Annotated in this window: 12 protein-coding genes; 7 read left to right on the top strand and 5 right to left on the bottom strand. The window is 61.3% G+C overall.

Annotated features, from left to right (window positions below; translation table 11 throughout):
* Window positions 1-95: 95 nt before the first annotated feature.
* The 4 genes from LFT44_RS20535 (at window position 96) to LFT44_RS20550 (ending at window position 6232) form a co-directional block, all read left to right on the top strand.
* Window positions 96-2102, top strand: coding sequence for a hypothetical protein (locus tag LFT44_RS20535; RefSeq protein ID WP_236800349.1), 2007 nt, complete (start codon window positions 96-98; stop codon window positions 2100-2102).
* Window positions 2103-2295: 193 nt separating this feature from the next.
* Complete coding sequence (locus LFT44_RS20540; RefSeq protein ID WP_236800350.1) at window positions 2296-3951, top strand: polysaccharide biosynthesis tyrosine autokinase; 1656 nt, start codon at window positions 2296-2298, stop codon at window positions 3949-3951.
* Window positions 3952-4041: 90 nt separating this feature from the next.
* On the top strand, window positions 4042-5211 hold the full coding sequence (locus tag LFT44_RS20545) for a glycosyltransferase (RefSeq protein ID WP_236800351.1): 1170 nt from the start codon (window positions 4042-4044) through the stop codon (window positions 5209-5211).
* Between the two features lie 424 nt (window positions 5212-5635).
* Entirely contained in the window at window positions 5636-6232 is a 597-nt protein-coding gene (locus LFT44_RS20550) for a hypothetical protein (protein ID WP_236800352.1), read from the top strand.
* A 480-nt stretch (window positions 6233-6712) separates the two neighbouring features.
* Here LFT44_RS20550 and LFT44_RS20555 read toward each other — a convergent pair whose 3' ends face one another.
* The 5 genes from LFT44_RS20555 to LFT44_RS20575 form a co-directional block, all read right to left on the bottom strand.
* On the bottom strand, window positions 6713-7981 hold the full coding sequence (locus tag LFT44_RS20555) for an O-antigen ligase family protein (protein ID WP_236800353.1): 1269 nt from the start codon (window positions 7979-7981) through the stop codon (window positions 6713-6715).
* 200 nt (window positions 7982-8181) lie between these two features.
* Complete coding sequence (locus tag LFT44_RS20560; protein WP_236800354.1) at window positions 8182-9123, bottom strand: glycosyltransferase; 942 nt, start codon at window positions 9121-9123, stop codon at window positions 8182-8184.
* A gap of 270 nt (window positions 9124-9393) precedes the next feature.
* Window positions 9394-10860, bottom strand: a complete 1467-nt coding sequence (locus LFT44_RS20565; RefSeq protein ID WP_236800355.1) for a lipopolysaccharide biosynthesis protein — start codon at window positions 10858-10860, stop codon at window positions 9394-9396.
* A gap of 23 nt (window positions 10861-10883) precedes the next feature.
* Entirely contained in the window at window positions 10884-11909 is a 1026-nt protein-coding gene (locus tag LFT44_RS20570) for an aminoglycoside phosphotransferase family protein (RefSeq protein WP_236800356.1), read from the bottom strand.
* A complete protein-coding gene (locus LFT44_RS20575; protein ID WP_236800357.1) occupies window positions 11906-13720 on the bottom strand; it encodes a hypothetical protein in 1815 nt (604 codons plus the stop codon). Before LFT44_RS20575 ends, LFT44_RS20570 begins: the two co-directional genes overlap by 4 nt.
* Window positions 13721-14390: 670 nt before the next feature.
* Between LFT44_RS20575 and LFT44_RS20580 the strand changes: the two genes are divergently transcribed.
* From LFT44_RS20580 to LFT44_RS20590, 3 genes are all read left to right on the top strand, one after another.
* The gene (locus LFT44_RS20580) at window positions 14391-17039 is read left to right on the top strand and encodes a helix-turn-helix transcriptional regulator (RefSeq protein WP_236800358.1); all 2649 of its coding nucleotides are present in this window, start codon (window positions 14391-14393) and stop codon (window positions 17037-17039) included.
* Between the two features lie 147 nt (window positions 17040-17186).
* Window positions 17187-18764, top strand: coding sequence for a sugar transferase (locus LFT44_RS20585; protein WP_236800359.1), 1578 nt, complete (start codon window positions 17187-17189; stop codon window positions 18762-18764).
* 51 nt (window positions 18765-18815) lie between these two features.
* Window positions 18816-19925: a Gfo/Idh/MocA family protein gene (locus tag LFT44_RS20590; RefSeq protein WP_236800360.1), complete on the top strand. Its 1110-nt coding sequence runs from the start codon at window positions 18816-18818 to the stop codon at window positions 19923-19925.
* Window positions 19926-19966 lie beyond the last annotated feature (41 nt).

The following is a 19966-nucleotide window of genomic DNA, read 5'->3' on the forward strand; positions in this document are numbered from 1 at the left end:
GTTGTCCCTAATCTCGACGTTCGCCCGCGAATGTCCGGCACGGCTGGGGTGCCAAGGGAAATGTCCATGAACCTGCGCCTAAGGAAAACCCCAAGATGTCCAGAGCTAAAACGCCTGCCTCCGTTGCTTCCTCCCTGGCCCTGGCAGTCGCCCTGTTGTTAACGCTTATCGCCGGAATCGACAGTGCCCGGGCCGCCGAGAATTATGGCTACCAAAGCATCAGCTATTCAGGAGTGAGCAACCCTCCCACCGCTGACAAGCCGCAAAGCAAGCTGTGGTGGAACGACGGTACCTGGTGGGCAGACATGTGGGCCACAGGTAGCGGGTGGCATATCTTCCGGCTGGACCGGACCTCAAAAACATGGGTGGACACCGGCCTCCTCAACGATAGCCGCGGCAATACGCTGGCGGACACGCTGTGGGACGGAAACAAGTTGTACATCGCTTCCCATGTGGTGACGGTGTCAGGAGACTCAAGCACGCAACCTTCCGTATCCGGACAGCCGGCCAAGTTGTACAGGTACAGCTACTCGGCCGGCAAATACACCCTCGACAGCGGGTTCCCCACCACCATCACGAACAACAGCAGTGAGTCGATGACAATCGACAAAGACACCACCGGTGCCATCTGGGCTACGTGGACCCAAGTCTCCGGGAGCTCCACGAGCGGCTACACAAGCAGCGTCTACGTCAATTCGTCCGCTCCAGGAGGAACGAGTTGGGGCACGCCGTTCGTCCTTCCTGTAGCCGATCCGAATCCCGCGCCGGATGACATCTCGGCCGTGGTCGCTTTCGGGAGCAACAAGATCGGCGTGATGTGGAGTGACCACCTTTCGAATGCCGTTTATTGGGCCACCCGCACGGACGGGACATCGACCACCGCTGCATCCTCCTGGAACTTCCAGCCGGCTGTCCAGGGTAAAGGCCAGGCGGATGACCACCTGAACCTGAAAGCACTCATGGCAGATTCAGCAGGACGCGTGTATGCAGCCGTAAAAACGAGCTTGAACGACACGTCGTCAGACCCCACACTGCCGGAGTTGCAGCTCCTGGTATTCCGGCCCGGGACGGGTTCCTTCACCCGGTCCACTATTGCCACCATTGCCGACTGCGTCACGCGCCCCCAGATCCTGCTGGACACCACCAACAACCTGGTCAGGGCCTTCTACACCGGCCCGTCCACCTCAGTATCAGGCTGTGCCTACTCCGGCATTCCCGGAAGTATCTACGAAAAGACCGCCTCCATGGACAACCCGGTCTTTGGCACCGGCCGGGGAACCCCGGTTATCCAGGACGGCGCTTCTGCCAACATGAATGACGTCACCACCACCAAGCAAAGCGTCAACGCAACTACGGGTGTGGTGGTCATGGCCAGCAATAACGCCACAAAGCGGTACTGGTACTCGGACCGGCCCCTGGGAACAACCCCTTCACCCAGCCCAACGCCAACGCCTACACCGACCCCCACGCCGACGCCAACGCCGACGGGGAGCATCACAGTGGTGGGTACGGCAAGCAGCTACTCCGGCACGGCAGCCACCGTTACGCTGCCCAAACCGTCCGGCGCAGCGGCGGGAGATGTCCTGGTGGCGTCCTTTACAGCAGACCTGAACCCTTCGATCAGCTCGGTGCCCGCCGGGTGGACACCCATTGTGAATGGACTGCGCGTCTGGTCGGGTGCAGAAGTGTTCGCTTACTACCACGTCGTGGGAACTGCCGACGGTACCTCATACTCATGGACCACGAATCCGGCTGTGAAGTGGGGCGGGGGAATCACCGCTTACCGGGGAGTTAACACCACCACTCCTCTGGATGCCAACGCGGCAACCCAGGTATCGTCCGGAACCAGCATCACGGTCCCAAGCATTACGACTGCCAGCAGCGGTGCCATGCTCATTGGTGGAGCGGGATACGACAGTGGCACGCCGGCGATTACGGCTCCCACAGGCTGGTCCGAACGCTGGGAAGCGGCAGGCGGCCAGATTACCGAGGAAGCCGACAGGGTCCAGCCATCTGCGGGAGCCAGCGGCACCAGCACCTGGACGTTCTCAGCCAGTAAGGCCGCTGGGGCCTGGCAAGCTGCCCTGAAGCCGGCAAGCTAGCTCCCCACCAGCACCTTCAGGGTTGCCTGGCGCTCCAGGCAACCCCGCAGGTACCCGCAGTATCCACATTTCTGGCCCCGGGTGTCCGCAGCCGCCCTGGCCACAAGGACCACGGCGGCCCCAGGCGCCATAGCGTTGCTTCACGCCATTTCGTCAAGCAACGACACAGGCAACAGCCGGAAAAGGGGCATCCATGGCAGCAGAAGTGGTCACACGCAGAGACCCGGACTTCCCGGGCCCCTTTGCCGAAGCTGCCTATCCGGCGCTTCAACCCACAGAAGGGATCGAAGTCTTGAGTTATCAGGAGATTGGCGGCAGCGATGAAAAGGCTGCCGGAATGGGATTGAGGGACTACGTACGGGTAGCCCGCACTTACTGGAAGTCGATCACAGCCGTAACCCTTGGCATCACGCTTGCAGTCATGGCGTGGAGTGCGCTCCAACCGCGCGTCTACGCCGCGGAGGCTTCTGCGGTGGTACTTGCAGTGGGAACCGACAATGTGAGCACCCTGCTGCAGGGTGACACGTTGGCCAAGGCAAGGGCCAAGAACTATAAGTCGCTGGCAGAATCCCGTTTGGTGGCCGACAACGTGCGTGCCTCTTTGGGGTTGTCCCAGGCCAGCGATGACCTGCTGAAGGACGTCACGGTCACCGTCCCGCTTGAGTCGGCTGAAATCTATGTCAAAGCCGAGTCTGATGATCCGGCAACAGCCCAAAAAGTTGCGGACGCGTGGATCACCGAACTGGCCAAGCAGGTCCGTGACAGGGAGGCCGCCGCTGCCTCCGGGCAGCCGGCTGCACCCGCCATCCCGCGGCTCTCCCTGATTCCGCTCGACGCAGCCACTGTCCCCACCGCCCCTGCTTCTCCAGGGCTGGCGTTGGCTACCATCTTCGGTCTCGCCGGAGGTCTTCTCCTGGCTTATGCCTCCGCACTCCTCCGGAATCACCTTGACCGCCGGCTGCGTACTGCCGACGACGTCGAGCGCCTTTCGTCCCTGCCCGTGATCGCGGCCCTTCCCGTGGAGGCCAAGCTGAAGGGAGATCACACTGGTGCCGTAGGAGCAACAGTAAAGCAGGGTGGAGCCGGTCATAGCCCCGCATTCGCTGAATCACTCCGTGAACTGCGCACCAACCTGGCCTTCCTCGACGTTGATAACCCGCCGCGAATTATCGTCGTATCAAGCTCCGTCAGTGGTGAGGGTAAATCCACCGTTGCTGCCAATTTGGCCGCGACAATGGCGGCAGCTGGGGAAAAGGTGGTAGTCGTCGATGGAGACTTGAGGCACCCTAGCGTCGCCAAGATTTTCGGCGTGGTTCCCGGCGTAGGTGTCACCGACATCCTCACTGGCAAAGCTGAGCTCGATGAGGTCCTTCAACAGCGCGGTGACTTGCCAAACCTGTCGATTTTGGGGGCCGGCCGGATTCCACCCAACCCCAGCGAACTGCTCAGCTCCCACGCCATGAAGCACCTCATTGATTCCTTGGCGGAACGGGCAATTGTCATCATCGACGCTCCCCCGCTGCTCCCGGTAACGGACGCCGTACTCCTGAGCCGCATCGCGCATGGAGCAATCGTCGTTGTCAGGGCGGGCCGGACAACCACCGACCAGTTGCGGAAGGCCCTCGGAAACCTTCGGAAGGTCAATGCAAGCGTCCTGGGAACGCTCATCAACGGCCTGCCTGCCAAGGAGTTTGACGGGTATACGTACTACACGCCTGAACCGGAGGCCGAACGCCTTCCGATTCCCCGTGACCGGTCCAACGCGCATGAAACCAGGACAACGCCGCGCCCCGCTGCTGTTCCCTTGGCCGGTAATGAGAAAGCACGGAGAAGCGTCCCCTCATCCTAGGCGGCTGGCTCTCCGCTTTACCTTCATGGCCCTGCCGTCACCCGCCCGCGGATCTGTGGGTACTGGTTTCACGCTCCCAGAGGAGAACGAATGTCCAAGTCTGTAGTTGTTATCGGGACCCGTGGCTACCCGAGTTATTACGGCGGTTTCGAGACTGCCGTCCGCCACCTGGCGCCATTCCTCGCAGAAAGCGGCTGGGATGTAAACGTCTACTGCCGGGCAGGCCAAACAAAGGACGACGACGAGGCCCGCGACGCACGCGTGCGGACCACGAGAACGTGGGGGCTTGAGAGTAAATCACTCAGCACCCTCTCGTTCGGGTTGTCCTCGGTCCTCCATTCGTTGCTGCACAAGCCCCGGGTTGCCCTGGTGATGAACGTGGCGAATGGTTTCTTCCTTCCCCTGCTTAGGCTTCGCGGAATACCGAGTGTTGTAAACGTTGACGGCATTGAATGGGAACGTGCCAAGTGGAACCGGATTGCCAAATCCGTCTTCAAGCTTGGGGCGCGGATGACGGCCCGGTACGGCACCATCCTTGTGAGTGACTCGCTGGAAATCCAGCGCCGGTGGAGGGAAGAGTTCGGCCGCGACAGTGTTTTCATCCCCTATGGCGGACGAATTCCCGCCAGGAGCGATGTGGTCCCGGGATATGAGCACGATGGATATGTGCTCATGGTCGCCCGGTTCGTTCCCGAAAACACCGTATCTGAGTTCTTCGAAGCGGCCGAGCTCCTTGCCGAGCAGCACAAGGTGGTGATTGTTGGATCCACCGGATACGGCGGTGACTTGGACGAAGCTGCCCGCCGCTTGAGTGAGCATCCAAATGTCGACTGGCTCGGCCACCTCAGCGACGACAAAAAACTCCTTTCCCTGTGGGAGCATGCCGGCGCTTACTTCCACGGCCACAGTGTCGGAGGAACAAATCCTGCCCTCGTTCAAGCGATGGCATGCGGGGCACCCGTTGTCGCCCGCAACACCCCCTATAACGCGGAAGTCCTGGGGTCGGACGAGTATCTGGTGCCTCCGGAACCACTGGCCATCAAGAGGGCGGTAGAACGCATGCTGAAGGATGACGACGAGCGGGCGAAGGCCAGGGAGGCCAATAGGGAACGGGCAGCTGCCCAGTACGACTGGACCGACGTGTGCCAGCGCTACGAACGCGCCATGCGTGCGGCCATGGGTGAGAAAACGGCGGAAAGGCAGGGGGAGCAGAGCAATGACGTCGACAGCGCCGGCAATCTCCGGGCTACCCTTCGCTAACGGCACTGCGCGAATCGTCGTCGTCAACCCGCTTGGCGTTGCGCTGGAACATTACACCTCAGCCCTGTGCGGCCATCTGCAGGACGCCGGGGCGGAGACAGAGCTGATTTCCGTCCCGGAACCGTCGCAATCCGGAAAGGGGCGGCTTCGTTGGCTTATTGCCTATTCGGGGGCCCTCCGTTCGGCGGGTCGCCTGGCACGCCGAAGCCCTGTACCGACCCGCGTTCTTCTAACATGGCCTGTACTCGGTTTCCTGGACTTCCTTACTGTCAAAATCACCTGCGGCAACTCCGGGATCATCGTCTACCATGATCCGCGCCCGCTGGTCCGGTCTGTTGGCAGCAGTCCCCTGGTTGCCCGACTTGTGGGGCAGCTGAAGAAGCGGCCGGGAGCCCTTGTGCACAGCCAGGAGGCGGCGGAGGCCATGGGCGACCTGGGCCTGGCACCCGGGATGATCCTGTTGCCGCATCCCATGCTTCCAGTGGGTGATGCGGTACAAGGGCGTACCGGTGGCACCGGAAGGCCAACTGTCCGCGTACTTGGGCAGTACAAGCCCGACAGGGACGTGGCCCTGCTTGAGGAATTGGCCACCAGGCTCACGCCAAAGTACAACCTTGAAATAGTTGGCCGTGGTTGGCCCGCCGTCAACGGCTGGACTGTGGACGCGCGCTTTGTTAGTGAAGGCGAGCTTGATGAGCTGATTGCCACCAGTGACGCAATTATCATCCCTTACAAGCGCTTCTATCAGAGCGGCATCGCTATCCGTGCGCTGGAACAGGCCGTTCCTATCGTTGGACGTGCTGGCACCAGCCTCCGGGGACTCTATGGACCGCAGTCCAGGCTGCTGGTGACGGAATCAGGCGAACAGCGGGATACATCAATCGCCGGCTGGATCGGTGCGATCGAACATGCCGTGGGCCAGGGCAGGACTGAAGCAGCACTCGCAGGCAAGCTCTTCCATGCGGATGCCTCCAGAGACTGGGCTGCCCTGTACCGAAATTGGATCTTGCCAGAGCGATAAGACCGGGGACGCATGGACTTGCTCCCCGAAGGCCGGACTGAGGAATCAGTGTTGACTTTCGGGGAGCATTTCCATGTTTGGAAGGGACCCCGACCAGCAGCAATGCTGGGGCGGCCTATGTTTGAGTGGGGTTTAGGCGGCAGCGACAACGTCCGGAGGTGCCCGTCGGACGCATAGCACAGCCCCGCGGAGCCTGCCCTGGGCCGAGGGACTGGGCTGATTGGAGCTCGGACCCAGGGGCGCTGAGCAAACCGTTCAGGCCTTTACTGAAGGGGAGGAAGAGGGCTCGCATTTGCGATCGCCTCGAACAGTCATTCTCCGGCTGGCCCGAACCTTCACGGTTCCAAGAGCCTGCATGCAGCTTTACCAGTTTGTCTGACCTTCGCCGCGGCACCCCCAGCGAAACCATCACCGGCTCCTGCCATCACGCCCACGTCGCCAGCAGTACTGGGAGTCCTTGCCGGACTGGGGTGGCCTTTTCTAAGGCTGGGCCACAGCTGCGCGGGGTGGGTAGGGTCTCGGCACCGCCCCTGCCGGGACGCCCGCAGTTTCCTGTTCAGTGACGGGTGTGCTGTGCCGGCGCTGGCCCGCAGTGATTGCCAGAGCGACCAGGATCCAGGTTATCGGGAAGAAGACCGCGTTCGAGAAAAGACTGCTGATCAGGCAGAAAGTCAGCAGTTGCCCCGGAATCGTCCGGATCCTTACCAACGCCAGTGTGATCAGGAAGGCGATCAGCGGGACAGCGAACCATGCGCCGTCAACCCACATGCCCAAAATCCAGTTACTGGCGACGTTGTTCTGTGCCTCGCCCACGGCCTCGAATTGTCCCCAGGCGCCTACCCTGCCGGCTGCACTGATCCCGTGCCCGTACACCGGCACCGTGTCCGCCAGAGCCATCAACGAGTCGTTTTGCCTGATCCGGGCCTGGCCCGAGATGTCATCTTCCTGGACGGTGCCTATCATTGTCGAGATCCGCCGTACCAGGTCCTCCTGGAGTTGCGGGACCGCGGTCAGGGCAACTGCCGATGCCAGAACGGCGGCAGCAATGGCCGCCAAGCGGCCTTTACGAGGCCCTTTGAGCCTCGGGCCGACTGCATGTGTGCCCCGGTAGATCACCGCGGCACACGCGACCAGGAGCAGCGTCCCCACCAGGGCGACCCATGACGCCCGGGCCATTGCCAACACAAGAACCATGAAGTTTGTCAGGCTGAAAACCACCTTCGCCACCCTCGGCAGGGCCAACCGCCAACTGAGAATGACCCCGACGCCGGCGTACATGCCCAGCCAGTCGGGTTCGGGATAAATGCCTGTCGGACGGCCAATGGCACTGATCTGCAAGTGCCACAGGTCGCTCGGCACGAGCTTGAAGACCTGCAACAGACCCACTGCACTGCCAATAGTGGAAATGACAAGCAAGCCCCACAGCATGGCCTTCGCATCTTCCCGGCTGGCCCTCAGCACCACGATTGCGGCTGAGCCAACGAGTCCAAGCAGTTGCAGTGCCAGAGTTGGGCTGTTCACCAGATCTCCGAGGAGCGCAGTGGAGGCAAACAACACGGCGGCAAAGCCAAGCGGTGCCAGGAACTTTGCAGAGCTCCTGTTGACGGCACCTCCCGGCAGGCACAGCCAAATTACCGCAAGGATCGTGAAGATGTGAATGCGGAAAACCTGCACGCCGACCAGCCCGGCGGATACTCCCAGCAGAAACGAAAGTGCAGAGCGGCGGTCCGGATGCGTTAGGACTGCCACCACGGAAAGTATGACTGCGGCACTGCCAAATCCAAGATATAGGGACTCCACGCGCAGATCCTCTCCGCTGCTTATGCACGTTGCTTCGTGTTTGTTTTCCACGTTATTCCGGGTGCCGCCGGGCCCCTAGGTTCCTGGCGGGAGTATGTGGATAACCGCAGCCGGAACAAGGGCTGACAGCGGTTCCACAGATGCTCAGCTCACGGCAAGGGCTCACGCCCGGGCGGCAGTGCATCCACGGCATCGCGCCAAAACGAGACAAAAGGTAGGACTGCCTGCCGGACAGAATGCTCCTTTTGCAGTTCTCCAATCTCACTTTCAAGTCGTTCAAGTTCCGCCTGGTCCGTGATGACCATGGAAGCCGCATCGGCCAGCGCCTGCACGGAATTCGGGACTGCAATAAGTCCGCCCGCTTTCGACGCTTCACCGAGCGTTCCGGAGTCGAAGCCGAGCACAGGCGTGCCATAGGCGAAAGCACGCGAAACCACGCCGGACGCCGGCAGCATTTTTCCGTAGAACCGACTTGTTTTGTCGTACGGCAAAAGGATCGCCCTCACGGACTCGAAGAAGGCGTCTTCCTCAGCGCCCTCAACGGCGCCAAGAATGGTTACTCCAGGGACGTGCGGAAGCTTTTCCGTTCCACGCCCCGCCACGATCACATCAACCTCGGGCGGAAGCGCCGCACGCAATTCCACGAGCCGCTCGAAACCCTTGCCTTTGGCGGCATGGCCATACAGTCCTACGGCCAGTGGCCGGTCAAAAGCTGGTTTAAGGGCGGCCCTGGAGGGTATGAAGTGCCGCGCCGCCACTGCCGTGCAGGCAGGGAATGCCTCCCGCAAAGCCCGTGCCCCGACGTCGGTAAGCGCGAACAAAGCAGTCCCTCTCAAAGCTAAGCGCTCAAACTGCTTACTTACCGGCCGAAGCGGAAGGTGGATGCCGTGGTGGAGCCACTTCCTCGCCGCCACGGACTTGAACCGGAAGGGCCACCAAACCGCCCACGGCGGGTCGTGAACCGTGGCTGTAATGACCACGTGCCGGGGACAACCTGCCAACAGCCAGAAGGGCGCCAGCGATGCTGCGGATAATTCGAAATGGACAACAACTGGTCCGTCCGATGCCGCCTTGTCGATGACCTCTGCCAATTGTGCCCGGTAACGCACCAGGTCGAGGATTCCCGCATCTCCGGGCCCGCCGGTCCTGATCTCACGGAAGCAGGAGAAGGAAGGAATTGCCGCAGCAATGAGCTCTTGTGCGTAGTCTCCGACTCCTCCCGAATTCACGCGCGGCGCTACAAGTATCAGGGAGGCGGGAATGAATTTAGGATCACTCGTGGCCGCTTCTTTTGAATTGCTCATGTCACTCCATGCTTCAGGTTGGATGGCTTTGAAGGTTCCGTTGCCTTTAGTCCTGGGTCATGCAGGTTGAGGCCTCTTCCTGCGGAGGAGGACCAGAAGCTCGTCATGCAGTGCGGTAAAGCAAAACCTCAGGGCGGCGTACACCGCGCCAATGGCGGCTGCCACCACCAGTACCGCGGTGGGCAATCCGCCGAGGTAGGGAAGGAGGAAGATGCCGAGCCCGGTAATTGCCACGATCACGCTGCATGCCAGCGCAGGGAAGACCGCTTGCAGCAGGGCTTTCGGCGCTATGCCCAGCACTCTGGCTGCCACGGCCTGCATGCCGAACGCGAAAAAGACAGCTGCCGCCATTTGGGCCAGCGCTACTCCGATAATCCCCCACTGGGCGGCGAACAGCAGGACGGGCACCAGCACCGCCAATCGAACGCTGGAAAAAGCGATCGAAATTCCGGGCCGGCCGATTGCCTTGTATACGTCGTTTGCTCCCGCTCCAAGCGAGCGCGCCGCGGCATACAGCGAGAGGAAGACAAGTGGGATAACGGAATCGATCCACTTGGATCCGAAAACCAACGGTACGACCACGGGCGCCAGCACGGCCAGCCCCACACCGGCTGTCATGCCATAGAGGGCCTGTATCCGGACGCCTCTAAGATAGCCATCCCGCAAGCGCCCGGGCTGGTCTTGAACCTGGGTGTACAAGGGAAACAGGACGGTGGAAAGTACGAAGAACACATTGATGATGAGCGCCTCGGGAAGCCGGAATGCCAGCGTGTAGAAGCCCAGGGCCTGGGCCCCGAGCACGGCCGCAATGATCAGATAGTCCACGTCGAAGATGAGCCTCGCGAGCAAGTTACTGCCGGCCACGGGAAGTCCGAACTTGATTGTTGCCCGGATCGCATCCCCGGCCACCCGCCAGATTTGCCAGGGAGCGGAGTGGCGAACAAGGAACCAGCAGGCAATCGCATACGCAACTGATCCTGAGGCTGTTCCTGCAGCGAGCGAGAATGCTCCATACCCGGCGAAGGCAAGAATGAGGCTAACCGTTCCGGTGGTGAATGCGCGGAGGACCGGTGCGACTGCCAGCTTCTTAAACTCCAGGTCCCGCCTCAACAGCGCCTCGGGGACCGCCCCGAGGGCTGTGGCCAGCAGTGAAATAGCGAGCACCCTGACCAAAGGTGCAACCTCGGGCAACTGGAACAGTTCTCCGATCCAAGGCGCCGCCAGTATGGCCAAGACGGCGAGCACGGCACCAATCACCACCGAGACCAGGAGCGCCGAGCGCGCAGTTACTGCAGAAGCAGGCAGATACACCAGTGCTTGTGCCACTCCGGCATCCGCGACAGTTTCCATGTAAGCCATGAGGACAAGGGCTGCAGCCACGAGCCCGTATTGTTCCGGCGACAGGAGACGCGCAAGCACGATTGTCGTGAGGAGCACGATGCCCTTGCCTGACACCAGTGCGATACCTTGCCAGATTGCTCCCCTGAAACCGACCCGGGCCAGTCCACCACCATCATTAGTCATGTAAGGAACCTTCCCGTGACTGCCTACAGAGCCTGGTCGGCCCAGTCGGTGACCGAGTGGCGCCATAGCCAAAAATCTCGGTCATAGGTGACAGCCGACCGAAGACGCCCTGCCTCCCCGGAACCGGCTCCCTGGTCCGCCAGCCGGTAGGCCATGGTTGCGGTGGACCTCGCCCAGGTTGCGATGACCACATATGGGAGCAGGTCCGGGTTAACGCCCCGCCGCCTGAGGTGCTGCGTCACCGAAGCGCCTGCCCAGCCGCCCGCACTGAAGGCGTTGTCGAAGGCACGGAGCTGAAGCTGGCGGGATGACAGCGCATTTTCCTGGGATTGACCAAGGTATTGAAGGTAGAAAACCAAGTCGTGCGCGGGCAGTCCGTCAAGCCGCGAACGCTCCCAGTCGACCACCTGCAACCGTCCATCCTGCTGCAGGAAAAGGTTCTGGTAGCTAAGGTCACCGTGTTCAACAACGGCCGGAAGCTTTTCCTCCCGCAGTGGCACGAGCACTTCATGGGTGCGGTCTATGAGCTCGAGGACTTCATTATCGCCAGGAACCAGCGAAGCGAGATCGTCCAAAGGAGAGCGGACCGTCCTTTCGTACCAGTCCGGATTTTCCGCGACCTGTTTGGTGCAGGGCAGGGCAGCCACGAAGTCCTCGCCCGCTTGAAGCGCACGGCCAAAGTCTTCCGCGACGATGTGGGGCTCCAACAAGGCGCCCGTCACAGCCGTCTCGATAAGCACTGTTTGTCCGTCGACATCAAGGACGCCAACGACCTCCGGTGCCCCCTGTCCGGACCCCACCCCCAGCGCCCTGAGTTCGAGCAAAACGTCTGCTTCCTTGCACACGCTGGCGTTGTCCCCCGGCTGGCGGGGAATCTTCACCACCAGGCTGGGGTCCCGCGCGCCCTTGGCGAAGATCAGTGCCACTACGTGGCGGGACGTGACGAACTGCGGTGTAAGCAGCAGGGAGGTCCACCCGCCACGAAGACCAAAGGATCCAAGTGAGAGTTCGCGGTAGTGGTCGCGGAGGATCTGATCAATGTATTTCACGCTGACTCCTGGTGGCCCGCTTCTTCCACCCGTCGGCCGATCACTATGCCTGCGGGCGCGGCAATGTTGAACAGGCCCAGCCTTAGGGCCAGCCTCGCGACAGGTGCCTTGGCCTTCCCAAAGCGTGCACTTGAGTAGTGGGCGATGGTATTCCTGACGGCGGTTTCAGAGGCAGTGGGTACAAGACGCTCCGGATGTTCGAGCGTCGGGACGAGCCAATGGATTTCCACCTCGTCGAAGCCTGCCCGTTCCAGGGCACGTTTCCAGCCGCCGAGGGTATGCGGGCCTCGACCCAGGGTGAATTTCCGTTTTACCTGCAGACAGATCCAGCCGTCGGCGCTAAGGGACCGGATACCCTTTTCAACCAGCAGGAGGTCTGGCTGCGAGAGCAAAACAAGGTCGAATTCAACTGCTCCAGTACTTCCATCCATGGCAATCCGGGTGGCACCCGGATCCAACAGGGTCAGGGATGCGGCGGTGTCCGGTCCAATTTGGCCCCCGTAGCCCACCCTTCCGCACTGTGCGACCGGAAGCAGGAACCGCCAATCGAGCAAGGTCCACAAGTGCAGTGGCAGCCGCGCCGGCTCAACAGGGTCCGCGGCCTCCTCCCCCACCAACGTGCGCCACATAAGGCTTGATGCCTCTTTCCTCACCTCGGAGGCTGATCGGCTGGCATCAACAATGCGGGCCGTTGGAAGGTTCCCAGCCAGCTCCAGGTAGGCCGCCCTCCACTCCTCCAATATCTGGGGACTGTGTTCTCCCTTTCGTTTGAACATCAGCTCACCGGGCGCGTCGAGGACCAGCACAAGGTCGGGTGTCGGTTGAAGGCGCAGGGCAAGTGCATCGGTCAGCGCACCAAGGCGGCTTTTAGTTTCGGGACTGGCCAATAAGGTGTCTTCAGCGAGCCTGTCCATGAGCACCAGCCGGCCGCGGAACGAGACGTACCTTGCGGTGAGGCTACCGCGAAGTATGCGGAATACCTTCCTGGCAACCACAGCGCCTGGAACCCGACGGACCCAGGGATCGTGCCGGCTGCCCGACCAAAGGCCCATGTAGACATAAGTCGAGGGCAGTGGAGAGTGCGACTGCAATTCGACGAGCAGAGTGGTTTTGCCCGCTCCATCCGGCGCGAGCACTCCGATCACAGGTCCCCTGCCCTTGAGGTACGGTCCCACCCGTCGAAGCACTCTGTGGGTTACCGAAATCATCTTGGGCGCGGATGTGTTTCGCGTCCAGTTTCCTGACAGAGACGCCGCGGCGGCGGGGACATCCTGAAAATTGCCGGAACCCAGTAAATCCAGGAGGTCTTGCGCTTTCCCCTTTCCGAATTTGCGGTCAAGGAAATCAGCCACTGGGTCAGAAGCCGAAGCTACGGCAGTGGCCCCAAGGGCAACCGGTACTCTCTCGGGTGCAATGTGTCCCTTGTCCAGCACCAAGTGCAGGATCTGAAGCCATGCCTTGTCCCGGAGTTCCGGAAGCCAGAGTGGTCCATGGGCGACCCGGCGCCGCAGACAGTCGGCGGCAAGGCCCGTCCGCAGCTCCTGGAACTTTCCGAAAGCAATGTCCGAAACAATGTCCAGTTTTATCCAGGAATCCTCATTTGGAAGATAGCAAAAATAGAAACGGTGGCTTCCGTGTCCTTGTGCCATTACCCGGCGGAATCCTGCAGCCTCAAGGACGCGGTCCAAACGGGGCAGTAACTTTCGGGAAACCAGCAAGTCAACATCACCGGCGGGGTGCATAAGATCGTCCTCACCCCGCAATAGAGTCCAGGACTGTCCGGTATCTTCCAAGGTCCGAAAAACGGACATCAAAACAGGATTGATATTTAGTTCGAACTGGGCACCGGAATCGGGTATAAACTTGGCGAACCGATTAGGGTGTGCAACCGAATCCGGAAGCCCGGGAAATATCGACAATTCACTTACCCCTTAAGACACGTCGTTTCCGGACCGGGCCGTGTCGGCCGGCAAGGGAGTGCGTGCTCCCAGTTTGGTCACTGCTGCCGGCAACGCAGCCATGGCTTGTGGCCGTCTGGTGAGCATACGCCGCCCCTGAGCAGGCATCACGAGTAGTGAGTACTCGCTTTTATGGACGGAAGCCCATTGGAGTACGTAAGTATGGGGGTAGCTGCGCGGCGGTGGCCGTTAGGTAGGGGAGGGTAGCGCCGCAGTCCATTAGGTAGCTAGGGAGCATGGCGCCCGTCTTGATGAAAAGAAGGGGCGATCTTGATGAAATCCAGAAGAAATTTGTATGGCGCTGGCTCCGGATTTACGGCTATATTCTCATTTACGGCTGGGTACCGCGCCGAAGGCGATAAGCCGACGGCCTGCCGCTCCCGTGGTTATTAGCATAACCACGAGGCGACGCTTAGGGATTTATTACTACTAAAAATCGAAAGAATGCAGGTCTCCTTCTTCGAGAATTGGGGACCCCATGTCATTGGCAGGACGAAAGAGGGAGTTGGACAGGCTCCTCTCCGTGATTAGAGGGCCGAAGGATGCCGCCCTTGCCGTGATCGGTGTCCATGGGGTCGGGAAGTCGGCACTGGTTTCCGAAACTCCGCATCTTTCCGACTACCGGACCGTCTTTCTCGGCGCGAGCGCATTCGAGTCCGCCTGGCCTATGTCCGGGCTTACCGCCCTCCTGAATGCGATGGACGATCCCGTTCTCAACGGAATTGCAGACCAAATCCTCCGCGATACGCCTGGAACCCTCGACGCGCCGGCAATATCCGCCCTGCTGCTCAGGGGCCTGCACCAGCGCTCTTCGTCCAGGACCGTCATTGTTATCGACGACGCAGACCAACTGGACCCAAGCAGCCAGGCAGTGATCGGTTTTCTCGCCCGCCGCCTTGCAGGGACGGATATCGCACTGATTGTCTGCCTGCGGGAAGAGATTCCTGACAGCCCATTTTCGGGCCTGCCCGTCCTCACCCTTCATCCCTTGAGCTACAGCGACACAGTCAAGATGCTCGAGGCCCTTCCGGTCAGTCAGGGTACCAACGCCGCTGCCCACGCAGTCGCCGGAGCCAGCCGCGGGAACCCGCTCGCCGCCGTCGAACTTTACAACCAGTTGCTGGAGCGCCAGGCCGAGGGCAAGTTTGCCCTCCCTGTTCCCCTGCCCTGCAAGGGCAGTTTCGAAGCCGAATTCGCCTTGGCCGTAGGAGGACTGACGGCAGCGGCCCGCAGCGTCCTGGACCTCCTATCACTATCGTTCCGAAGCGACATCTCCGCAATAGAGAAAGTCAACCCCAATGTCTGGGCCGCGGTGGAGGAGCTGCTGGGCCGCGGACTCGTGCAACGGACGGGGTCCTATGTAGGTATCCGCGACCAACTGCTTCGCGGGTACATCTTCGGATCGATGACGCCTGCCGTCCGCACTGCCAGCCACTCGGCACTGGCGGAAGCTTCGGAAGCTACAGATCCCTACGCACGAAGGTGGCACCTCAGCTTCACCGCCCTGGAACGGCAGACACCCTTTGGCTTGCTGCGCCACGCGGTCGACCTGATAAGGGCCGGGGAAGTCCCCTTCGCCGTCGAATACATCGAGCGGGCACTGAGCATCAACCCCTGGGAGGCTGAAACCGCTGCCCGCCTTTCCACTGTGGCTGAGCTTTTGTTCAACCGCGGGGAGTTTGTTTACTCCAAGCGCTATCTGGAGTGGGCTCAGCGGATAACCCGGAATCCGGCCCTCATCCTGCGTCTGACGGGGCTTTCATTCGAAATAGGTTTCATCCAGGGTGCAGCAATCCGTTCTGCCATGGTCCTGCGCCTCGTGAAGGAATTCGGCCAGTTCGATCCATCCTTTGCTGCCAACTTGCTTGCTGTGGCTGCCGTCTATTATGCGGAATGGTGGGAACTCGCAGACGCGAGGGACATCCTGTGCCAGGCACGGGAGTTCGCGGATTCCGCTTCCGAAGAATGCCTTGAGATCACGCAGCGCGCAAGGATGCTGACCGAGATTATTGGCGGCGAGCCGGAGCCTGCAAAGCCCAAGTATGCCCCGGACGGTGACAACACCATTGCAGGCCTGCTGATCCATGGCCGCGCCCTCAGCTATGCGGAAAGGCACAGTGAGGCGCAGGAAATCTTCGCGCGGGTGCGTTCTTCCGCAGCAGACGCCAACTGTAATTGGCGCGAAACGGCCCTTTTCGCCGCGGCAGACAACGAAATCAGGGCGGGCAATGTCCGGACTGCCGTGAAGCTGGTTGACGAGCTCGAACTGCGCGAGCCCGACTCCAACTACCACCGCGGGATGCGCCATGTCCTCCGGGCATGGCGGGCCCACGCTCTGGGTGATGAGCCAATGGCCCAGACCCATGCGAAGGAAGCACAGCGCCACGCCGGCGTTGAGAGCCATGCCGCCATCACCGCCCAGCTTGCCTCCTGGCAGGGGCACTTCGCGTTGCTCCGAGGCGACCTCGCCGAATCGCTTGCCCAGCTTTCGCGCGCTGCGGAGATCGGCGTGCGGTTCAACAATCCCACCTTGCTCCGCTGCGATGCGGATCTTGTGGAGGTCCTGGTTCGACTGGGACGCCACCGCGAGGCTACCCAAGCCCTAGCAAGCCTGGAAAGCCGCTCCGTAGGGCTTCGGTCCCCCTGGTTGATGGCAGCGGTTGCACGGAGCCGGGCCATTTTGGCAGACGGCGAACAGTCCCTCCAGCTGTTTGCCCAGGCGCTCGAGAACCGGAACCGGCATGAGTCTCTGCTTGAGCGTGCCAGGACAATGTTGTCCTACGCCGAACGGCTAAAGGCGCTGGGAAGGTTGCGGGACGCGCGGGACGAGATGATGCGGGCCAAGGTCATATTCGACGAAATCGGGGCCAACGCCTGGCTTCAGCAGGTGGATGCCCTCCTGCTCAATGAAAGGGTGGAAGCACCAGGTCCGCAAGGTAACCCGGCCCTGCTCCTGCTCGCCGACCATGAGCGGGTCCTGGCAAATATGGTCGCAAGGGGCATGCGCAATAAGGAAATAGCGGCCACGCTGTTCGTTTCCGTGCGGACGGTGGAAGTGCGTCTTACCGCCATCTACCGCAAACTCGGCGTCGAATCACGGGCCCAGCTGACTGCCCTTGCTGCGGGGAAAGCGAAGTCCCAGCCGGAGCCCTACGTCCTGCCTGTCCTTTAAGTCCGAGGGCTCCGCAGTCTCCGCATTTCCCACAACACACCGTCGCAGGATCCACAGGGAACCTGCCGAAACCCGGCGCATGCTGCTCTCCCCAGCTAGCTTTGCGTCAGAGTCACATTACAGGTGAACAAACCGTTAGGGGCCACGATGGCAGAAGTACCTATTACCCGGGAACGGAACACAATCCCCTACAAGAGGACTGGCCGCCCTATCTACGCCGGCAACCTTGGAAGCGACTATCCTCCCCGTGGCATCTACGCAGGATCGGCAGAGCCTGTTGCCCTCGTGGACGTACCAGCCAAGGGACGGGAATCGTCTGCCGACTGGATCGCAACCCATATCAATCTTTTGAGGATTACGGACAGCCTCCTGGTGGCAGGCTCCGTCATGCTGGGTTCCGAGCTGGCCAACCGCGGATTGTTCCGTGACGGGTCCAAGGCTGGAGCCGTAGCCACGGCAGCAGTGGCCTTGATTTGGATCGCCGCGTTGGAGATTCACCGGACACGCGATCCCAAGGTCTTGGGGGTCGGCGCTGACGAGTATAAGCGTGTAGCTGGGGCTACCTTCCGCGTCTTTGGTTTCCTTGCTTTGGCCGCCGTGATTTTTTCGATCCAAGGCGGTGACGCCCTGGCCACCGTTTCCCTCCCCGTGGGAATCGTTGCGCTCACCGCCAACCGCTGGGCGTTCCGGCGCCGGCTTGCAACGGAAAAGGCAAAGGGGCGGCACCTGTCGCGGGCCATCGTTGTCGGCGAACCTGAGGACGTCCGCTATGTGGTCCACCAGATCGAGAAGAAATCGGGTCCCGTCTACGAAATCCTGGGTGTCTGCCTCCCGGGTTCCCGGCGGGGGGCACGGCTGCGGGTAGACGACCGACTGGTCCCGGTCCTTTCGTCCACGGATGACATTCCGCGAACGGCAAGGCTCGCCACGGCGGATGCTGTGATCATCGCCGGACCTCTCCCAGGAGGGAACAGGTTCATCCGGGAGCTGGGGTGGAAGCTGGAGGAGTGTTCGGCCGAGATGGTGCTGGCAGCAACCCTGACCAACGTGGCAGGGCCCCGTATCCATTGGCGCCCCGTGGAGGGACTGCCGCTCATGCACGTTGACATCCCCCAGTACTCGGGCGGAAGGCACATCCTTAAGCGGGTGGTGGATGTGGCACTGGCCGGCACCGCACTCCTGGTCTTGGCACCGATTCTGCTCCTCCTTGCCGTCATCGTCAGGAAAGACAGCCCCGGCCCGGTCCTGTTCCGCCAAGAGCGCATCGGAAAGGATGGAAAGACGTTCGGAATGTACAAGTTCCGGTCGATGGTGGTGGATGCCGAGGAACGCCTGGCAACTTTGACCAAGAACAACGAGGGCTCAGGCGTACTTTTCAAAATGCACAACGATCCACGGGTCACCAAATGCGGCCGTTGGATGCGCAAGTATTCGCTGGATGAGTTGCCGCAGCTGTGGAACGTCCTGGTGGGCGATATGAGCCTGGTGGGGCCCCGCCCTCCCCTCGCCAGCGAGGTCAGCGCGTACGAGCGGCATACCCACCGACGCCTCCTGATCAAGCCCGGCCTTACGGGGCTCTGGCAAATCAACGGGCGCTCGGACCTTTCATGGGATGAAGCCGTGCGCCTGGACCTGTACTACGTCGAAAACTGGTCGATCGCCGGGGACCTGCTGATTCTGTGGCGCACTTTCCGTGCCGTTGTTCAGCCTTCCGGCGCCTACTGACAGCTCAAGCAGGAAGAGGACGAGATGAATGCCGTGGCACACAATTTCGGCTTGGACAACCAGTCGGCTGCCAAGTTGGGAATGGCCGTCGTGGGCGCCGGATCCAGGGGCGCTGCTCTGGCCAGGACCTTCCAGGCCTCCCCCGGCTGGGAATTGGCGGCAATATGCGACGTAGACATTGACCGGGCACGCAGGCTCGCCGCGAAACTCGGAGCTGTCCCCTGTTTCGAAACGATAGATGAACTGCTGGACAGCGTCGACGTAGATACTGCCGCAATTGCCACCCCGCTGGGTGCCCTCCATGGAACGGCCATGACGGCCTTGCGGGCCGGCAAGCATGTCCTGGTGGAAGAGCCCCTCGCAGACAGCTTGGCACACGGACAGGAGATGGTGTCGCAAGCGAAAACGGGTGGTCTTGTCCTGATGGCCGACCATCCCCATTCCTTTGAGCCGGCCATCCAGAAAATTCAAAAGCTGATGGAAACCGGTTCATTGGGCGAGATCCTTTTTGTCGAAGCCCTCCTGTCCGAAACCAACCTCCTGAAGACAGAGCGGGACGTGTTTTGGGATCTGGCGCCGGGCGACTTTGCCATCCTGGACCAGGTACTCCCGGACGGCCTGGCTCCCCTGGACGTCTCAGCCTTCGGCGGTGACCCTCTGGGCACCGGACGTGACTGTGTGGGCCACATCTATTTCAGGCTTCCCAATGATGCCCCTGTCCACCTCCACGTCAACAGGCTCAGCCGGGCCAGAAGCCACCAACTGGTGATAGCGGGTACCCGGCTCACGCTGGTTTGGGATGCCAAACTGCACAAGGAGCGTCTGCGGGTCTTTGACCCCTGCCTGTCCGCCCAGCAGAAACTGACGGCCCCATATTGCCCGGAACCCGACCTTCTCCAATTGCTGGGCGAAGACGGCACCCTGTTGACCATTGAGCAGCAAACAATGGATCGGCTGGCGGCTGAGTTTTCAAACCGGATCCGACGCCAAAGGGACGGGTACGCACCGCACCTGCCCGGGCTGAGGGTCCTGGCAGTGCTGGAAGCCGTCGCCCGGAGCAGGAGCCTTGATGGCCAAGTGTCCGGAGTTCTTGCGCCGCTTCAGGAAGGCCCGGGCGATCTCTCCGGGGACTGGTCGCAGAGCATCTTGTGGACCACGTAGAGGCAGCCATTGTCTTCCTCCTGCTCCTCCAAGGAAAGTTG

Source organism: Arthrobacter sp. FW306-05-C (genome assembly GCF_021801725.1).
Classification (GTDB): Bacteria; Actinomycetota; Actinomycetes; order Actinomycetales; family Micrococcaceae; genus Arthrobacter.

Coding starts and splice junctions, on each gene's coding strand:
- LFT44_RS20585 (WP_236800359.1), top strand. CDS start 17,187: ATGGCAGAAGTACCTATTACCCGGGAACGGAACACAATCCCCTACAAG.
- LFT44_RS20575 (WP_236800357.1), bottom strand. CDS start 13,720: ATGTCCGTTTTTCGGACCTTGGAAGATACCGGACAGTCCTGGACTCTA.
- LFT44_RS20565 (WP_236800355.1), bottom strand. CDS start 10,860: ATGACTAATGATGGTGGTGGACTGGCCCGGGTCGGTTTCAGGGGAGCA.
- LFT44_RS20550 (WP_236800352.1), top strand. CDS start 5,636: ATGGGCGACCTGGGCCTGGCACCCGGGATGATCCTGTTGCCGCATCCC.
- LFT44_RS20545 (WP_236800351.1), top strand. CDS start 4,042: ATGTCCAAGTCTGTAGTTGTTATCGGGACCCGTGGCTACCCGAGTTAT.
- LFT44_RS20540 (WP_236800350.1), top strand. CDS start 2,296: ATGGCAGCAGAAGTGGTCACACGCAGAGACCCGGACTTCCCGGGCCCC.
- LFT44_RS20535 (WP_236800349.1), top strand. CDS start 96: ATGTCCAGAGCTAAAACGCCTGCCTCCGTTGCTTCCTCCCTGGCCCTG.